This is a genomic window from Metamycoplasma buccale, from assembly GCF_046774455.1.
GTDB lineage: Bacteria > Bacillota_I > Bacilli_A > Mycoplasmatales > Metamycoplasmataceae > Metamycoplasma > Metamycoplasma buccale.
The window spans coordinates 548,090-566,958 of record NZ_CP177249.1 but is presented as its reverse complement, the minus strand read 5'-3'; the positions used below and the strand labels follow the sequence as shown (position 1 = coordinate 566,958).

Genomic DNA, 18,869 nt, shown 5'->3' with positions numbered 1-18,869 from the left:
AAGTATGAAAGTTGCCTCAATAATTATAATTTCAATACTAATGGTTATTTCATTTGCTATTATGTTTATTTCTTTATTAATGGCTCCAGATTCTAATAGTTTTAGTGGAGCTTTAGTAGGTAGTGGAGATTTAGATTTATTTAAAGTTTCAAAAGAACGAGGAATTAAAAAAGTTCTAAAATATTCAATGTTAACTTTGGGAATGCTTTTATTTATTTTGTGCATAGTATTAAGAGTTCTTCTTCAAAAATAATAATGAAAAATTTCAAAAATAAAGAAAGTCTAAAATTTTCTGATGAGGAAGTTTTAGACTTTATTAAATATAAAAAAACAGTATCATTTTTAACAATTGCTAAATATCTTAAAATATCACCCAATCAAAATAAACATTTAACAAACATTTTAAATAATCTAATTGCTAAAAAAGAAATCGAAAGATTAAAAAATAATGATTATGTAAAAATCAATTTAATAACAGAAACAGAAGCACCTATTTCAATAACTAGTAAAAGGCTAGGATTTATTGATTTTATTAACCCAATTAATGGTGAAAAAAATAGTGCTTTTTTGCCGCCTTTTCAACTTTATGGAGTTTTAGATAAAGATTTACTTAAAGTATCTATATTTTCTTATGAAGATAATGAAAAAAGAACTTTATATAAAGCAAATATTATTCAAAATTTAGAACATTCAATGAAGTCTATTGTGGGTTTTATTGAATTTATAAATAACAAACCAATTTTTAAAGCTTTTGATGATAAAAATAAAGCTAAATTTTGTTTTATTAACATTTCTAATATTCCTAACAAAATTAAGCAAACAGATTTAGTAAAATGTAGTATTTTAAAACCTAATTATGATAATGTAGTTATTTTATTTGATGAAATTATTTCTAATATTAATGAAAAAGATTATGTAATTAAAAAGATAATTGCCAATAATGATGTTAATCCTATATTTGCTGACAAAATTTTACAAGAAGCAACCATAATTCCTCAAGAAGTTTCAGATACAGAAATAACTAAAAGAAAAGATTTACGAAATTTATTAACAGTCACAATTGATGGACTTGATACTAAAGATTTTGATGATGCTATTTCATGTTATACACTTCCAAATGGTAATTACAAGTTATTCATACATATTGCTGATGTTTCATATTACGTAAAAGAAAATAGTGAAATAGATAAAGAAGCATTGCAAAGAGGAACAAGTATTTATTTACCAGGAAAAGTTATTCCTATGTTACCTTTTGAATTATCAAATGGTATTTGTTCTTTAAATCCCAATGCTATTAGATGTTGCATAACTCTTGAACTAGAAATTGACAAAAATGGTAACAATATTTCTGAAAATATCTATCCTAGCGTTATTTGTTCAGATTATCGTTTGACATATAATGAAGTTAATGACTATTTTGATAATAAAATTACAATTCCTACAAACATTTCGTCATTATTAGATAATGCTAAATCACTTTCAAAAATACTTAGAACTAAAAAAATAGATGAAGGATATGTTGATTTTGAAATAGAAGAATCAAAAGTACTTATGAATAATGATGAAGTAGTAAATATTGTTATTCAAAAAGATGGTGAAAGTGAAAAACTAATTGAAGATTTTATGGTTAGAGCAAATGAGACAGTAGCATCTTTAATGTTATCTAAAAAATTACCATCAATTTATAGAATTCATGAGCAACCTGATTTTGATAAATTATTAGCATTACAAAATTTAATTAATTATGTTGGATTAAAAAATATAAATGTGCCATTTGATGGTAATCCTAAATCATTTTCTTCAATGATTGAAAAAATAAAACAATATAAATTTGATGACTATATAAAAATGTTTTTATTAAGAACTATGAAAAAAGCCTTTTATAGTGTTGAAAATATTGGACATTTTGGTTTAGCATCTAAAGCTTACTCACATTTCACAAGTCCAATAAGAAGATATCCTGATCTTTTAATTCATCGTTTAATTAGAAAATATTTATTTGAACATAATGTTGATGAAACTAAATTTGATGAAGAAAGAAAAAACATAGAAAAAATTGCTATGTTAAATTCTGAATCAGAAAAAATTGCTATGACAGTTGAACGAGATATAGTAGATGTAAGAAAGTCACAATTTTTTGAAAAATTCATTAATAAAAAATTTGAAGCAACTTTAGTTAGTTTAGAAAAATTCGGTGCTTTTTTTAATATTGAAGAATATCAAACTAGTACACTTGTTAGATTTGAAGATATGAATAGTGATATTGTTAAAATTTCAGATTTTATTGCCAAAGGTAAAAATATTGAACTAAAAGTAGGAAATAAATATCAAATATTAATTGATTCTATTGATAAAGAAAAAGGAAACATCAATGCAAAGTTAGTTTAATTTAAAATAAACTTTTATATATAATTAAATTATGACTTCTTTAATAGCAAAAAATAAATTTATGAAAAATGATTATGAAATACATAGCACTTATGAGTGTGGTATTTCTTTATTGGGTTGAGAAGTAAAAAGCATACGAGCAAAAAATGTTAAATTAAACAATGCTTTTTGCACAATTAATAATCATAATGAAATCTGATTAAATAATGCAAATATTTCACAATATATGTTAGTCAAATCTGATCCTTTTCGTTCAAGAAAATTATTGATGCATAAAAAAGAAATATTAAGATTAAAGAATTTTCAAGATAGATTAAATTTGATAATTATTCCACTCTCTTTATATTGAGTTAGAAATAAAATTAAAGTTGAGATAGCTTTGGTTAAACATCTTAAAAAATATGATAAAAGAGAAAAAATCAAAAAAGAAGAGGTCAAAAAAAGAATAAAGGTTATAATTTAGGCACCCTAACATGGGGATGTAATGGCTTCGACAGGCATTTGCTTTAATAAGTTTCAGTGGTTTGGCAAACCTTAATGCTTCTAGGCTTTTAAATGCAAATTTAGAAACTAAAAAATCAGATCAAAAACTTGATCTAAATCTTGTGATGATGTCACAATCAAATCAAAATCTAGTATTTGCTTAATTAAATATTAGTCAATTAACTATTTGCTCAAATTGTTAATTTGTGGATAAAGAGCTTTACAATAGAGTTTCTGATTAACCTATTGTGAAATTAAATCAGCGCATTTTTTAAAATTTGTTAGTTATATAAAATTTTGTGTACATTTAACTAAATAAACTTGTAAACACTTATTAAAGGTGAATGTGTGGACCGGGGTTCAATTCCCCGCATCTCCACCATTTTTTATATCCTTAAACACAAAAAAGCTTATGCATAATGCTATAATTTTAGTAAAATTATAAATAATAAATTTATTTAATAAGGAGAAAAAATGTCCGTTCGTTATGTGGTAAATCACGAAAGCGGTTGAGCTGTTAAAAATCCAAAAGGAAAAAGAGCTGTAAAGACTTTTAAAACTCAAAAAGAAGCAATTGATTATGCAAAATCATTATCAGATACTACTTCTGTTATAGTACAAAGCAAAGAAGGTTCTTTTAGAAAGAATTCTTAAAATGTTTGAAATTCTAGATGGGAAAAAATATTCTTTAGAATTAAAAAACAAATTAAAAGAACTTATTGGCAAATCAAATAGAAATGATTTGCCTATTTTAGGTGTTCTTCAAGTTGGTAATTTAGAAGAATCTAACATTTACATTAAACATAAAATAAAAATAGCAAATGATTTAGGGCTTAAAACCGAATTTGTAAAATTATTGGAAAATTCAACTTCAACAATAATAAAAGAAGAAATTTTAAAACTTTCAAAAAAAGTAACTGGATTAATAATTCAATTGCCAATGATTTCGAATAAAATTGATAACGTTCAAGACATACTAGATACAATTCCTAAAGAAAAAGATATTGATGGTTTATCCACTTTTAATTTAAATTCCAATTTTATTGATAATAATAACTTTTTACCAGCAACTGCTAAAGGGATAATATTACTACTTAAAAAATATAATGTAAATTTAATTAGCAATGATATTTCCATTGTTGGTCAATCAAATATTGTTGGTAAGCCTTTGGCTAGATATTTATCAAATTTTAATAATACTATTAGAGTGTATACTAAAGATACACCTAAAGAAAATATAATTAAATCTTCAATAGTTGTTGTTGCTACAGGAAAAAGAAATTCAGTATTAATAGATAACATAAAAAATAATGCCATTCTAGTTGATGTTGGAATTCATAGAGTTGATAATAAAATATATGGCGATTTAGATTTTGAAAAATGTAGTAAAAAAGCAAGTTTAATTACTCCAGTACCTGGTGGTGTAGGACCAATGACAGTGATTGCCTTAATGTTAAATTTAATTAAATCTTGAATTTTGCAAACAAAAGATACGAATAAAACTTTTTCAGAAATTTTAGATTTACTTTAATAAAAAATGATTAATAAAAGATAACTTTTTATGGTCTTTTATTTTTTTAATTTTATTTTCAAAAATAATAACTTTCTTTATATAAAATATAAAACAAAAAAAGAGTAGGGAAAATTATGATTATAGGAATTAGCGGAATGATAGCAGCTGGAAAAAGTTCACTTTCCGAAAAGCTACACAATTATTATAAAAATTCAATTATGCTACATGAGTTTGAAGAAGGTGATGAAGTTTTTAACACTTTTTTAAAGTGACTTTATGAAAAACAACCTAATTTAACAATTGGTTTTCAATCTTATATTATTGAAAATCATTCAACAAAATTTACAGAAATGACTGATAAATTTTTAAAAGATAAAAAAGATCCAAAAAATGATCATATTTTTTTGGATAGATTTTCGTTAGAACATTATATTTTTGCTAAATTAATTTTGTCAGAAAAAGGACAGAGATATCTTGATGCATATGATGCTTTATTTGAACGTTTGATAAGCAATAATGAACTTCCAGAGCTTGCAATATACTTAGATATATCTTTTGAAACTTTTGTTAAACGTATTTTTGAAAGAGGACGAGAAACAGAAGTTAATAATTTTGATTCTAATTATGAATATTTTAAAAATTTGCACAATAACTATTTAAAAATATTTAAAGAAATTGCTTGTAAATATAATTTAAAATACGTTATTATTGATGCTAACAATAAAACCGAAAAAGAAGTTTTTGATGAAGCTATTAATATAATAGAAAGAGAAGTAAATGCAAAATATAGATAGGAGAATTAAATATATCTTATTTGATCAAAAAACTTTAGAATCAAAAATTACTGAATTAAGTGACTGAGTCAATAGTACGTATGAAAAAATTGATGATGATTTAATAATTGTTGGTTTGTTAAAAGGCTCATTACCTTTTTTAGCACAGTTAATTAAAACAGTAAAAGTGGACTTTCTCTTGGATTTTATGATTCTAAGCTCTTATGATGGTAAAGAACATTCATCAGGAAGTGTTAAAGTAGTTTTAGATTTAGCAAATGATATTAAAAATAAAAATGTTTTAATAGTAGAAGATATTATTGATACTGGTAGAACAATGCAAAAGGTTGTTAATTTATTACAATCAAGAAATCCGAAATCATTAAAAGTACTTACTTTATTAAATAAACCTTCAGGAAGAAAAGTGGATTTTGAACCTGATAATTTTGGTTTTATTATCAAAAATGAATTTGTTGTAGGCTTTGGTTTTGATTGGAAAGAAAAAATGAGACAACTCCCTTACATAGGTGTTTTAAAGGATGAGGAATTTAAAAAATAAGTTGTTTATTTTTATGGATAAAATTATAAAAAACCACTTTATCATAGTGGTTTTTTAATTTCTTTCATATTTAATGTAATTAGTATTATTATTTTAATAATAATTTATAATTTTATTTATGATTGAAATAAAAAAATTATCTTACAAATATCCTGGAGCAACTCGCTTTGCTTTAGATAATATTGACTTAACAATAGAAGATGGTAAATATGTGGCAATTCTTGGACATAATGGTTCAGGAAAAAGCACTTTTTCAAAATTACTTTCTGCAATTTATAAAGCTTCTAGTGGGAAAATTATTATTGACAATATAGAAATTAATGCAGAAAATTTACCAGAAATTAGAAAGAAAATCGGAATAGTTTTTCAAAATCCTGATAATCAATTTATTGGTGCGACTGTTGAAGATGACATTGCATTTGGTTTAGAAAACAAAAAAATAAATTTTACTGAGATGCATGATATTGTCTTAAAGTATGCAAGAGAAGTAGGGATGATTGATCATTTAGATAGAGAACCACAAAATCTTTCAGGTGGTCAAAAACAAAGAGTTGCAATTGCATCTACTTTAGCATTAGATCCTCAAATAATTATTTTTGATGAAATTACTTCAATGTTAGACCCAAAAGGAAGAAGCGATATTTATAAAATAATTCATGACTTACATAAAAAAACAAATAAAACTCTTATTTCAATAACACATGATATGGATGAAGCTTTATTGGCTGATAAATTAATTGTATTTTCAGGAGGGAAAGTCGTTGCCATTGGCACTCCACTTGAAATTCTTAAAAATAAAGAAATAATAGAACTTGCAAAAATTGATTCACCTTTTGTTTACAAATTAAGCGAAATGATAGAAGGTGTAAATCCAACATACGATGAAAGTCAATTAATAGAGGAAATATGCAAATTAAAGTAAATAAAATAACGAAAGAATATGATAAAAAGCTTCCTACTTATATTAAAGTTTTAGATCAAGTTAGCCTTGAAATATCAGAGGGTGAAGCAATATCAATAATAGGACCTACTGGTGGTGGTAAAACTACCTTAATTGAACATTTGAATGCTCTATTAATTCCTGATAGTGGTGCAGTTAACTTTAAATTTGTACCAATTAGCAAAAGAATAAAATTAGTAAAACCTAAATTGGTAAAAAACGCTAGTGACACAGAAAAAAAACAATATCAAAACGAAATAAGTGAATGAACAAAAAAGAAAGAAGAACTTAAGAAAATAAAATTTTCTGAAAGAGTTGAAATTATCGAGACCGATATTGAAGTAAGTAAAACAATAAGAAGAATAAAAAACATTAAATCTTTAAGAAAACAAGTTGGCGTGGTATTCCAATTTGCAGAGTATCAATTATTTGAATCAACTATTGAAAAAGATATTATTTTTGGTCCTATATCAATGGGAATGAAAAAAGAAAAGGCTAAAGAATTAGCAAAAAATTATATTAAGTTAGTAGGACTACCAGAAGATTATTTACAACGTAGTCCATTTGATCTATCAGGCGGTCAAAAAAGAAGAGTCGCCCTTGCCGGAATTTTGGCAATGGAACCAAAATTTCTTGTTTTAGATGAACCTACAGCTGGTTTAGACCCTCAGGGTGTTGAAGAAATGCTCCACTTATTTTATGAGCTTTATAAGCAAGGAAAAACAATAGTTTTGGTTACTCATGATTTGGATAATGCTTTAAGATGAACAAAAAGAACTATTTTTGTGAAACAAGGAAAAATAATTTATGATGGTGATACTTACAATATTTTAAGTAATGATAAGTTTCTAGAAGAAAATGATTTGATTCCTACAAAATTATTATCATTTACTAATAAGTTAAGAAGTAATTGAAAGAATATAGGTAAAGTAACTAGTTTAGAAGAATTGGCTAATAGTATTAATAACATTTTGAAAGGAAAGAAAAATGAATAGAAATATTATTGGTAAATATGTTAATTTAGATACATTTGTTCATAAATTAGATCCTAGACTAAAATTTTTAACAAACATTTTATTTATAATTTTGTTTTTTATTACAGATCACTTATTCACTTTATGTATTTTAATTGCATTGATTATGATTGTTTACATGATTACTACAAGATCAATAAAATCATGTTTTAAAAAATTAAAAACCCCTCTATATATTGCTTTATTTTTACTCATAGTAAATATGCTTACTATAAAAGGTGTTGTTGGTGCTCAAGGTTCATTGCCTTATATACCATTACCTGGAGAAGCAAATATCGATGGATATGTTTTTCACCGTGGTCAAACAATAATAAATGATATATATTGGGCACCGTTTGGACCTAATAAAATTTTTCAATTAACAAAATTCACTGTTATAAGAACAATTTCAATATTTGTAAGAATATATGGCGTAATTTTAACAACAACTATTTTAACAGTTTCTACAAAACCTGTTTTATTAACCAAAGCTATTAATGACATTCTTTATCCATTAAAATTGTTTAGAATTCCTACGGAAATTATAACTATGATAATATCTATTGCTCTTCGTTTTATTCCTACTTTATTAGAAGAAGCAGGACGTATTATGAAAGCTCAATCAAGTAGAGGCGTGGATTTTAAAAATGGGGGTTTAAAAGATAAAACAAAATCATTTATTGTTTTGATAGTTCCATTATTTGTTTCTTCATTTTCAAAAGCCAATGACTTATCAGATGCTATGACATCTCGTGGTTATGAACCTTACGCTAAAAGAAGCCATTACCGCCAATTAAAACCAAATTGGAGAGATATGATAGCTTTACTATTTATAGTTGGGTGCACAATAATGGTTATTATTTGCCAATTAGATATTATTCATCTTCCTAATTGATGATTGTTAACATTTCAACGTGTATAAAAAGAGAAGGAGAAAATTATGAACGAAAAAGAAGAAATAAGAAATAAAATTTTTAGCATTTGAAAGGAAATTGAAGAATGAGATAATGCTTATTATAATTTAGATAAACCAATTGTAAGTGATGAAATTTATGATAAAAGAATTATCGAATTGCAGAAATTGGAAACTAAATATGCAAATTATTTTTCTTTTGATGAATTAAACAATTCTCCTACTCAAAAAATAAATGCCAAAGCTTCTGATATCTTTAAAAAAGTAACTCATAATAGTCCTATGCTATCTTTAAATAAAGCTTATACACTAGAAGAAATTCAAAAATTTATTAATAATATTCATAAAATAACAAATGAATATTCTTTTTTTATTGAGCCAAAAATAGATGGTCTTTCAATTTCGGTAAAATACCAAAACGGTAAATTATTGCAAGCAATTACTAGAGGGGACGGAATAATTGGTGAAGATGTCACTAACAATATAAGAGAAATAGATAGTATTCCTAAAACTATATCTTATTATAATGATCTAGAAGTACGAGGCGAAATTTATTTAGAATTAGATAAATTTGAAAAATTAAATATGATGTTAGCAAAGGAAAATAAACCTTTATTAGCAAACCCTAGAAATGCTGCTGCCGGAACATTAAGGCAACTTGATGCAAATATTGTAAAAGAACGAAAATTATCTGCTTTTTTGTATCAAATTGTAAATCCAGAAAATCACAATATTAAAACTATGAATGAAGTTTTTAATTTTTTAAATGCTTTAGGTTTTCAAACAACAAAAGATTCCAAAGTAGTAAAAAATATAGAAGAAATTAAAAATTACATTGACAATTTTAAACACATTAAAAAAACACTTAATTATGAAACAGATGGTGTAGTAATTAAACTTAATGAATTAAAATACTATAAAACATTAGGATCAACTGTTAAATTTCCCCACTCCGCTATTGCTTATAAATATGAACCAAATGCTATTGCAACAACTATAAAAAACATTTTTATCACTGTAGGTAGAACAGGTCTAGTTACATATAATGCCGAACTTGAGCCGGTTCAATTATCAGGCAGTACAATATCATTTGCAACACTAAATAATTTTCAATATATTAATGATTTAAAAATAGAAATAGGTGATTTAGTATATATAAAAAAAGCTGGTGAAATTATTCCTTGTGTAATTGGACTTGTGAATAAAAAAACCAAAAATTCTAATTTTAAAAAAATAGAAATTTGTCCTTTTTGTCATAATAAATTAGAAGATAGTAAAACAATGTTAGAACAATATTGTGTTAATGAAACTTGTCCGGAAATATTAAGAAAAAAATTAATTCATTTTGCTTCAAAAGATGCGATGGAATTTGATAGTTTGGGAGAAAAAAACATCAACATTTTTATTAATAATAATTTAATTAAAACCATTGAGGATTTTTTTAGATTAAAAAATCGGAAAAATGAAATTCTGAAAATTGAAAGATTTGGTCATAAATCTATTATGAATATACTTTCTTCAATAGAAAAATCTTATTCTAACTCACTAGAAAAATTAATCTTCGGTTTTTCTATTAAGCATATAGGAACAAAAATTGCCTATTTCTTAGCTGAAAAAATCGAATTATTAAGTAATTTTCTTGAATTTAATTATGATGATTTACTTAAATATAATGAAATTGGTGAAAAAATTGTGGATTCATTAAAAAAATGAGTAAGCGATAAGAAAAATATAGAAACTGTTAAAAATTTATTGGAAATGAGATTAGATTTAAAATTTATTTCATCAAGAAAAACTGAAAAATTTTCACAAATGATTTTTGTAATAACAGGAACACTTTCTCAACCTAGAAGCTATTTTGAAAATTTAATAAAAGAAAATGGCGGAAACATTAGTAATTCCATATCATCTAAAACATCATATTTATTAGTTGGTATAGATGCAGGAAATAAACTATCAAAAGCCAAAGCACTAAATATAAATATTATTAATGAATCTGAATTTTATGAACTTTTAAAGAAAAATTAAAATAATTATTGTTATTCATTCAAATATTTATGTATATTAACAATAAATGAAAAACAAATGGAAAATAAAATATTTTGTTAGGCAGCAATAAATAGTAATTGCTATCTTTTATTAAATCTAAAAAATTATTAAAAAATGAAAATATTAAATCTAACAAACCATTTCATCAGATAAAAAATATGGAAAGAAAATAATAAATAGGTATTATGGGCATAAATAACATTTGATAAGCAAACCCAAAGATTGATATTTTTTCATTAATAGTCAATGACATAAGACTAGAAGAAATATATACAGTAAATCATATTAATAGTACTTTCAAATATTTATTTTTAATTTTTTTAAAAAGATTATTACTAATTAATAATATTAATGTTATTCCAAAAGAAAAAATAACTGAATAGTTATATATACAATAAGGTTGAAAAATTATAATCATTAATAACGTTAACGATAATAAATCAATATTACTAAAATATTTATTTAATATTTTTTTGTTTATGTAAGTTAACAAAATAAATAAAAATGCTCGCAATGATGATAATTGAAAATTTAACAAATGCAAATATAGTATTAATGGCATTAATCCTATTAGTTCAGCTCATTCTTCTTTTAATTTAACTTTTTTTAAGATAAAAATAGTTGAAAAATATATTAAACCAAAATGAAAACCACTTACAACAAAATAATGAATAATATTTAAATTTTTTAATTCTTCATAAATACTTTCATTATTTTTAGTTTTAGTGGAAAAAATTAATAAATTTAAATAATTTTGAATATTTTCTCTTTTACTTGAAATATACTTTTGAATGAAAGTATTAAAAACATAAACTTGTTTTACTTTTATATTTTGAATTTCTAAAAAAACATTTTGATTCAAATTAAAAAAAGTAATGTTTTCAATTCTTTTAACATTTCCTTCAATTTCTATAAAAGAATTTACATTTTCTATATTTTTCTTAATTAAATAGTTAATTCCATTTTTACTTACAATAGTAGTATTTTTGTAAACTTTAGTAATTTTTAATGTCTCATTAATATTGCCGATATTAGAGAAAATGTATTTTTGATAGATAAAATATGAAATTAATATTAATAATATAAATAAAGTAGTAATTAAGAAATATTTTCAATTAAAAATATTGATGGTTAAAATCGGTATTAAAACTAATAAAATTGTTTTGCTAATATTGCTAAATAAGGAAATAAAAATAATTAATGCAGTAATTATTGAACTAAAAATACTATTTAAATAACCAATTTTTGTTTTAAAAACGCAATAGTTTTTGAACCTATGCCAGGTATCTTTTCAATTTCACTTCATGTTACTTGAAAATTTTTATTTTTTAAATATTCAAATAATTTTTTTGCAATATGTTTTTTAATTCCTATTTTTAAAAGATCATCTATATTTTTAACATCATTAATATGTATTTTTGTATTTTTTTGATAGTTGACTATAATTTTTTGTTTGTTAGTTAATGGAGAAGCAAAATCTAATGTTGTTACATCACTATTCGGCAATAAAATTGCAAGTTTTAATAAGTCATTTAATAGTGAATTTTTGTTTAAAATATATTCTCCAGGATATTTAACTGCACCAAATATTGAAACGTAAATTTTGTTATTTTCATTTTTTGAATCTTTTTTAAAATTAAATTTACTTCCAATTATGTAACTACCTAAAATTACTAAAGAAGAAGCAACAAAACTAATACTTAGTAATATTTTTTTCTTTTTCATTTTCCTCCATATTTTTAAGATACATAACTTAATTTTAAAAATTTTAAATTTGAGAAAAAAATGAGAAAAGTATTGAAAAAAATAAAAGCAAGTTTGAAAGTTTGCTTTTATTTTCAATAAATTTAAATTAATTATGCCTCTGGATAGTATGCATTATGAAATACTTCTTGAACATCTTCATCATCTTCTAATAAAGAAACAAAGTTTTCAATTTGTTCTTCTTTTTCTTTAGTAACTTCAACATCAGAATTTGATATATATGTTACTTCTGCTGTTTCATAGTTTTCAATTTTGAAATTTTCATCTAATGCTTGTTTTAGTTTAGAAAAAGAACTAGGTTCGCAAGAAATTCAATAACTTCCATCTTCACTTTTAAAATCAGTAGCTCCATTGTCTAAAGCAACCATCATTACTTGATCTTCATTAGCAACGTCATTAGGAAATTCAATAATCCCCATTTGATCAAAAACATAAGGAACTGAACCTTGTTTTCCTAATTGTCCATTATGTTTATTAAAGTAGTGTTTTATATTAGAACTTAATCTATTAAAATTGTCAGTTAAACAACTTACTAAAAAAGTAACTCCTCCAAAAGCTGTACCTGAATATAGATATGATTGATAGTTAGTAGCATTTTTATCGCCGCCTGCAACTTTAGCAATTGCTTTTTCTATGTTGGCTTTAGGCATACTTTTTGCTTTTGCTTTAGCAATAGCAAGTTTTAAAGCAGCATTAGAATCAGGGTCTGGTCCTCCTAATGTAGCAGCAACAATTATTTCTTTAGAAAATTTTTGAAACATTTGACTTCTCTTAGCATCTTGTGCAAATTTATGAGCTTTAGTGGTTGCTCATTTTGAATGGCCTGACATTAATTATTCTCCTTGGTTTGTTTTTAACAAAAAATATTTTTAATTATATCAAAAAAACGTTTTCATTCACACATTGAAAATTAAAATACAATCTAGGTATAATTGAGATATGTATCTAATTAAAGGCAATGAAAATTATTTTATTTTGCAAGAAATAGAAAAAATAAAAAATTCACTTTTAAAAGAATATGGTGAAGAATTAGAAATATACAATTTTTCTTTAAATATTAATATAGATGAAGCAATTAATTTAATTACTAATGTCGAAATTTTTTCTAATAAAAAATTAATTATTTTTAAAGATCTAGATTTTTTAAATGCCAAAATAAAAAAAGATAAAAAAGAAATTGATGAATTTTTATATTTGCTTGCGCAAGTACCAAATGACGTTGAAATAATTTTTAGCTATTATATTGAAAAATATGACCGTAATTTTTTGGCGTCTCCAATATTTAAATTTTTAGAAAATAATGCCATTAATATTGAAGTTAGTAAGATAAGTGATCGTAATTTACTAAATTTTGTTAATAAATTAATAGTTGATAAAGGTGGCCAAATTGAGCAATATGCATTAGTAGAACTTTTAAGTTTTTTACCTAATGATATTTGTTTAATCGAAAATGAAATAAATAAACTTTTATCAGAATCAAAAAATATTACTCTTGATATGATTGAAAATAATAATATGATTATTTCTAGCAATATAGATTTTGCATTTAGTGATGCTATTATAAAGTTTAATAATACTGCCAATGTCTTACGAAAATTTGATGAACAAATTAATTATGGCGTTAGCCCCATTCAAATTATTAATCAAATTTCTAATGTTTTAAATGATGCTCAACAACTATATTTTGAAATTCAAAATAACAATACTTTAGATGAAATTTCTAAATCTTGAAATGTCCACATTTTTAGAATAAAACTAATTAGTGGGTTTTTAAATAAGTTAGGATATGAAAGGATTAAAGAATTGATTATAAAGTTAGCTTTATTAGATAGTGATATTAAAAAAGGACTGATTGATGATTATGTAGGAATAAAAACATTTATTTTAGATTTAGTAAAATAATAAATAAGAATAAGAAAAGAGAAATAATGGCGAAAAAAAGTGCGAAAAAAATTATACTTTACGAGTTAAAAATAGAGACATTTAAAGATTCTAAGAATAATGGCATAGGTGATTTTAATGGTTTGTGAAGCAAAAACTATTATTTCGATTACCTAAAAGTGAATATTATTGCAATTGAAGATGTTTTAAAACATTATGAAAATGCTTTTACACTAGATGAAGTTAAAAATCGCTCAGGTTCTTTAAATGAATTTGTAAATTGCGTTAGAAATTACAAGAACAAGAAAATTAATATTGCCCCAATTATTGATTTTAAAAAACTAAAACAAACCTATTTAAATTGAATGAATATGATGAATTTATATAGTCAAGAAGTAAAAACAAAGCTCGCTTTAACTGAACTAGATACTTATATTTTAAATGAATATTTAAATCCAAAAACCAATATAGTAGAATTAGCTAATTTAGTATTATTCTTTGACAAAATAATAAATTTTTATTTGCAATGTGGTGTTGAAGTATTTATTTTTGAAAATTATGACTTTCTCCTTGATAAAGAGGTAAAAATAAATAAAACTTCTTACCGTTTTTTGCAAGATTTATATAAAATGGTCAAAAGAGTGAATAGTGAAGCAATTATAATTTTAAAAACATCAAATTCATGCCCAAAACTATATTATAAAATGTTAAAACTAAAAGAACCTTGTTGTGATTATATATACTTAAATCATCTTTCATTAGTTGGAATTAATCAAAAATTGCCATTTGATAGTAACATTAAATTAAACTTTAAAAGTTTTAAAAAATTGCTTAAACCATATATTAAAGATAGCCATTTTATTTTAAGTTTTGGATCAAATAAAACTGGAAGATTAAATTCCAAATGAGGTGATGAATTGGCATATGTTTATGAAGCGGCTAAGGCATTTATGCTACCTCTTTTTGCAAATAAAAATTCAATTGCAATTTATTATGGTGATGAACTTGGAACTTTAAGAATAAATATTCAAAAATCAGCTGATTTAAATGATAAAGATTATAATGAAGAAAAAAGATATTACGAAAGTAAGAATATTAATGAAAGTTTATACTTTACTAGACGTAAATATTTAGATAAAATAAATTCGCAAAATTTAATGAATTGAGTTAATAAAAAAAATTCAGGATTTTCTGATTATTCTATTGTAAAACCATTGAATAGTTTACATTATGAAAAAATTAATGTTGCTAATCAAGTAAATGATTTTAGTAGTCCTCTTAATTTCATAGTGTTTTTAACTAAGCTAATTTTAGAAAGTGAATATAGTGAATTATTAATTAAATCAAAACCCAAATTCTCGTGTTTTATTAGAGAAAATATTATTAAAATTATTAGAAACTACAAAGATAAAAAATTGATTTTTATTGTTAATTTGAGTAAAAAACCAACCACAGTCGTATTAAATAAAACTTATAATATTCTTGCAAGTACTTATGTTAACAAATTTTATACAAAAATTCCTACCAAATTAGACCCTTTTGAAGGATTAATTATGTTAAAAAATAATAATAAAAAAACAATTTCTAATGTAAATGATGAAGTTTTGCAATAATAAATAGTAAGAGCAATGAATAACATTGCTTTTATTTAATTTAATATATAATTTTAAAATAATTTAAAGGAGAAAATTCATGGTAACTTATATAAATAAACAAAGTAATCCTTCTGGTGAAATTAATCAAACAGCAACCACAATTGTTTATGTTGTTTTAGCTTTGGTTTTAGTAGCTTTAGTTGCTTTTATTGTATGAAAAATAGTTAAAGGAAAAATTATAAAAAAAAGAGCAAATAAAGCTGAAATAATAAAACAAAATGCTACACGTGATTTATTTTATGAATATATTTTAAGTTTTCAAGAAATAATATTATTTACAAAAAAAGAATTAGCCAATTTTGTGGTTTCGGTAGGAAAAATAAAAATGAATGAAATAAGAACTGGAGCAAGAAATTTAATTATGAAATTAATTAAACGAGATGACTTTGCTTTTAATTTTCCTAATAATAATGAATATAAAACCTTCACTGAAAATTGTGAATTATTAGCAATTACTAATTGCAATCTATGAGATACAAAAATTCCAGAAGTTATGGAGTATTTTACTAATCAATACAATAGTATTACTTTAGATAATAAAAAACAAGAATATTTAGAACTTGTTAGAAAATCAATTAAGGCGCAATTTTATAATGAAAAATAATAATGAAAAACCTTTAGGAATAGCTAATTGATTAACTATTACTAGATTAATTTTAATGATTCCTTTTATTGCATTTATGATTGCAATTTTTGCTATGAAATTTATTAATAAAACTTCTTTTTATTATGAAGGAACAACATTAAAAGGTGATTATAATCCAAAAACTATGGCAATATTATATTGAATTAATGTTGTTATTTTTATAGTTGCAATGATAACCGACTTTGTTGATGGTTTTGTTGCCAGAAAAACAAAAACAGTCACTGAATTTGGCAAAATTTTTGATCCTATCGCCGACAAAGTTGCTACTAATTTAATGATTGCGTTTTTAGCAATGCTTGATTATACTTTTTTAGTAATTTTAATTTTATTTATTATTAGAGATATTTTGGTTGACGGAACAAGAGTTTATGCAACTAAAAATAATGTTAAAGTAGCAGCAAATATTTGAGGAAAAATTAAAACATTAATAGTTTCATTTGCAATCATTTTTTTAGCTTTTGCATCACCTTGATTAGTTAACCAAACTAATGAAACTAAAAAATTATTAATTTTTTATTTAAACATTCCTTTAATAGCAGGACTATTTTTAGCTTGAATTAGCGGAATTATTTATATGAAAAATTATTTAAAAGGAATTAGAAATAATTAATAATGTTTAAAAAATAAACAAATAAAAATGATTTATTTAATCATTTTGTGTTTTTATTTTTGTTACTCATAATATTAAAATGCAATATTGTAAATATAATTTCTCTTTTTATAGTTATAATATACTATTATTTTAATTTATTAATTAAAGGAGAAGATATGCCTAGAGAAGGTTTAACTTTAAGATGTGAAACATGCAAAATGGAAAATTACATTACTAAAAAAAACAAGAAGTTACATCCTGATAAAATGGAAGTAACAAAATATTGTGCAAAATGTAATGCTCATACAACTCACAAAGAAAAGAAATAATAAAACATTAATTTAAGGAGATGAAAAAATGTTAAGGGTAGAACTTGAAAAAAGTTTTGAAGAAAATAAAATAGAAGCCATTATTTCAGAATCACCACAAACAAGATTATGATATACTAACATCCAAACAAGCGATGGATATTTAGTAATCGAACCTAATAAAGCTTATTTATTTGTTGATGGTAGATATATCGAATATGCAACTAAAAATTCAAGAAATGCTGAAGTAATTTTGCTAGAAAAAGATGTTTTAGCAACATTTTTAGCAAAAAAGAACTACAAAAATATTGGAGTTGAAAAAGATTATTTAAAATTAGGAACTTTTGATATTTTTAAATCAATTTTACCTAAAGCTAATTTCATTGAATTACTAGCTCAAAAATTTAGAATTAAAAAAGATGAAGATGAAATAGCCAAAATTCAAGAAGCTTGTCTAATTTCATTACAAGCATTTGAAGAAATTAAGAAAGTTTTAAGAATAGGTATGACGGAATTAGAAGCTTCTAATAAATTAGGTTATTTAATGAGATTATTTGGTGCCGAAAAAGAATCTTTTGAAACAATAATAGCTTTTGGTGCAAATGCTGCAGAACCACACCATCATCCAACTAACAAAAAATTAGCCGATGGTGATATTGTTAAAATAGATTTTGGTGCTCAATTCGAAGGATGAGCTAGTGATATTACAAGAACATTTTTCTTTGGAAAACCTAAAGCACAAGAATTAATAAAAGTGTTAGAAGTAGTAACAGAAGCACAAAGATTAGGTCGTGAAGCAGTAAGACCAGGAATAACAACAAAAGAAATTGATAATATTTGTCGTGATTATATTGAAAAACAAGGATATGGCAAATTCTTCACTCATTCAACAGGACATGGTGTTGGTATCGATGTTCATGAATTACCTTATGTAAATAAAGTCTCAGAAACAACTTTAGAAGAAGGGATGGTTATCACTGTAGAACCCGGAATTTATATCGAAGGTATTGGCGGAGTTAGAATTGAAGATACTATTTTGGTTACTAAGGAAGGTTCGAGAGTATTAAGCCGTCCTGAAGATTATAAATAAAATTTAACACAATAAAAATAATTAAAACCTAGCATAATTATATGTTGGGTTTTTAATTTTTAAAATTTAAAAAAGATTAAAAATTAAAAAGACTTTTTGAAAATTTTCTAAATATATCAAATTTAAATTTTACGTATTTTGATTTTATTTTCATTTATTTTTTTACCTATTAATATCATTTATGGTTTATTAATTAAGCTAAAATATGATGGAAAAAAATGATAAATCTTAAGAAAATAATGAAATAGGCATATTACAATTTTTAATTGTAAAAAAGTAATTATATTTATCTTAACAATCTC

Annotated in this window: 20 protein-coding genes and 1 other RNA gene; 18 read left to right on the top strand and 3 right to left on the bottom strand. The window is 23.7% G+C overall.

What is annotated here, in order from left to right:
- The first annotated feature begins 4 nt into the window (after window positions 1-4).
- From secG to ligA, 12 genes are all read left to right on the top strand, one after another.
- Window positions 5-253: a preprotein translocase subunit SecG gene (gene secG / locus ACLFP3_RS02555; protein ID WP_412031397.1), complete on the top strand. Its 249-nt coding sequence runs from the start codon at window positions 5-7 to the stop codon at window positions 251-253.
- Between the two features lie 2 nt (window positions 254-255).
- Complete coding sequence (rnr, locus tag ACLFP3_RS02550; RefSeq protein WP_412031396.1) at window positions 256-2,388, top strand: ribonuclease R; 2,133 nt, start codon at window positions 256-258, stop codon at window positions 2,386-2,388.
- Window positions 2,389-2,419: 31 nt separating this feature from the next.
- Complete coding sequence (gene smpB / locus ACLFP3_RS02545) at window positions 2,420-2,851, top strand: SsrA-binding protein SmpB (RefSeq protein WP_412031395.1); 432 nt, start codon at window positions 2,420-2,422, stop codon at window positions 2,849-2,851.
- Between the two features lie 12 nt (window positions 2,852-2,863).
- Window positions 2,864-3,253: a transfer-messenger RNA gene (gene ssrA, locus ACLFP3_RS02540) on the top strand.
- Between the two features lie 92 nt (window positions 3,254-3,345).
- Window positions 3,346-3,525, top strand: coding sequence for a DUF2188 domain-containing protein (locus tag ACLFP3_RS02535; RefSeq protein ID WP_412031394.1), 180 nt, complete (start codon window positions 3,346-3,348; stop codon window positions 3,523-3,525).
- Window position 3,526: 1 nt separating this feature from the next.
- Window positions 3,527-4,402 carry a tetrahydrofolate dehydrogenase/cyclohydrolase catalytic domain-containing protein gene (locus tag ACLFP3_RS02530; RefSeq protein ID WP_412031393.1) on the top strand — a complete coding sequence of 292 codons (876 nt, stop codon included), beginning with the start codon at window positions 3,527-3,529 and terminating at the stop codon, window positions 4,400-4,402.
- A gap of 116 nt (window positions 4,403-4,518) precedes the next feature.
- Window positions 4,519-5,178 carry a deoxynucleoside kinase gene (locus ACLFP3_RS02525; RefSeq protein WP_412031392.1) on the top strand — a complete coding sequence of 220 codons (660 nt, stop codon included), beginning with the start codon at window positions 4,519-4,521 and terminating at the stop codon, window positions 5,176-5,178.
- A complete protein-coding gene (gene hpt, locus ACLFP3_RS02520) occupies window positions 5,162-5,716 on the top strand; it encodes a hypoxanthine phosphoribosyltransferase (protein WP_412031391.1) in 555 nt (184 codons plus the stop codon). Before ACLFP3_RS02525 ends, hpt begins: the two co-directional genes overlap by 17 nt.
- A 118-nt stretch (window positions 5,717-5,834) precedes the next feature.
- The gene (locus ACLFP3_RS02515) at window positions 5,835-6,638 is read left to right on the top strand and encodes an energy-coupling factor transporter ATPase (RefSeq protein ID WP_412031390.1); all 804 of its coding nucleotides are present in this window, start codon (window positions 5,835-5,837) and stop codon (window positions 6,636-6,638) included.
- Window positions 6,623-7,651 carry an ATP-binding cassette domain-containing protein gene (locus ACLFP3_RS02510; protein ID WP_412031389.1) on the top strand — a complete coding sequence of 343 codons (1,029 nt, stop codon included), beginning with the start codon at window positions 6,623-6,625 and terminating at the stop codon, window positions 7,649-7,651. The genes ACLFP3_RS02515 and ACLFP3_RS02510 overlap by 16 nt, the downstream gene beginning before the upstream one ends.
- Window positions 7,644-8,591 carry an energy-coupling factor transporter transmembrane component T family protein gene (locus ACLFP3_RS02505; RefSeq protein WP_412031388.1) on the top strand — a complete coding sequence of 316 codons (948 nt, stop codon included), beginning with the start codon at window positions 7,644-7,646 and terminating at the stop codon, window positions 8,589-8,591. The genes ACLFP3_RS02510 and ACLFP3_RS02505 overlap by 8 nt, the downstream gene beginning before the upstream one ends.
- 18 nt (window positions 8,592-8,609) lie before the next feature.
- A complete protein-coding gene (ligA, locus tag ACLFP3_RS02500; RefSeq protein WP_412031387.1) occupies window positions 8,610-10,610 on the top strand; it encodes an NAD-dependent DNA ligase LigA in 2,001 nt (666 codons plus the stop codon).
- Here ligA and ACLFP3_RS02495 read toward each other — a convergent pair.
- From ACLFP3_RS02495 to ACLFP3_RS02485, 3 genes are all read right to left on the bottom strand, one after another.
- A complete protein-coding gene (locus tag ACLFP3_RS02495) occupies window positions 10,570-11,937 on the bottom strand; it encodes an MAG0480 family ComEC-like protein (protein ID WP_412031386.1) in 1,368 nt (455 codons plus the stop codon). The genes ligA and ACLFP3_RS02495 overlap by 41 nt on opposite strands.
- Window positions 11,862-12,356 carry an MAG0490 family ComEA-like DNA-binding protein gene (locus ACLFP3_RS02490; protein ID WP_412031385.1) on the bottom strand — a complete coding sequence of 165 codons (495 nt, stop codon included), beginning with the start codon at window positions 12,354-12,356 and terminating at the stop codon, window positions 11,862-11,864. Before ACLFP3_RS02490 ends, ACLFP3_RS02495 begins: the two co-directional genes overlap by 76 nt.
- Window positions 12,357-12,487: 131 nt before the next feature.
- On the bottom strand, window positions 12,488-13,225 hold the full coding sequence (locus tag ACLFP3_RS02485) for a YebC/PmpR family DNA-binding transcriptional regulator (protein WP_412031384.1): 738 nt from the start codon (window positions 13,223-13,225) through the stop codon (window positions 12,488-12,490).
- A gap of 109 nt (window positions 13,226-13,334) precedes the next feature.
- On the opposite strand from ACLFP3_RS02485, the gene holA reads away from it, so the two are divergent.
- The 6 genes from holA (at window position 13,335) to ACLFP3_RS02455 (ending at window position 18,567) form a co-directional block, all read left to right on the top strand.
- On the top strand, window positions 13,335-14,297 hold the full coding sequence (gene holA, locus ACLFP3_RS02480) for a DNA polymerase III subunit delta (protein WP_412031383.1): 963 nt from the start codon (window positions 13,335-13,337) through the stop codon (window positions 14,295-14,297).
- Window positions 14,298-14,323: 26 nt separating this feature from the next.
- Window positions 14,324-15,889, top strand: a complete 1,566-nt coding sequence (locus tag ACLFP3_RS02475) for a glucan 1,6-alpha-glucosidase (RefSeq protein ID WP_412031382.1) — start codon at window positions 14,324-14,326, stop codon at window positions 15,887-15,889.
- Between the two features lie 79 nt (window positions 15,890-15,968).
- Window positions 15,969-16,535 carry an MHJ_0274 family protein gene (locus ACLFP3_RS02470; protein WP_412031381.1) on the top strand — a complete coding sequence of 189 codons (567 nt, stop codon included), beginning with the start codon at window positions 15,969-15,971 and terminating at the stop codon, window positions 16,533-16,535.
- Window positions 16,525-17,187, top strand: a complete 663-nt coding sequence (gene pgsA / locus ACLFP3_RS02465) for a CDP-diacylglycerol--glycerol-3-phosphate 3-phosphatidyltransferase (RefSeq protein WP_412031380.1) — start codon at window positions 16,525-16,527, stop codon at window positions 17,185-17,187. The genes ACLFP3_RS02470 and pgsA overlap by 11 nt, the downstream gene beginning before the upstream one ends.
- A gap of 158 nt (window positions 17,188-17,345) precedes the next feature.
- Window positions 17,346-17,498, top strand: coding sequence for a 50S ribosomal protein L33 (gene rpmG, locus ACLFP3_RS02460; protein ID WP_412031379.1), 153 nt, complete (start codon window positions 17,346-17,348; stop codon window positions 17,496-17,498).
- A 28-nt stretch (window positions 17,499-17,526) separates the two neighbouring features.
- Window positions 17,527-18,567 carry an aminopeptidase P family protein gene (locus tag ACLFP3_RS02455; RefSeq protein ID WP_412031378.1) on the top strand — a complete coding sequence of 347 codons (1,041 nt, stop codon included), beginning with the start codon at window positions 17,527-17,529 and terminating at the stop codon, window positions 18,565-18,567.
- Window positions 18,568-18,869: the final 302 nt, after the last annotated feature.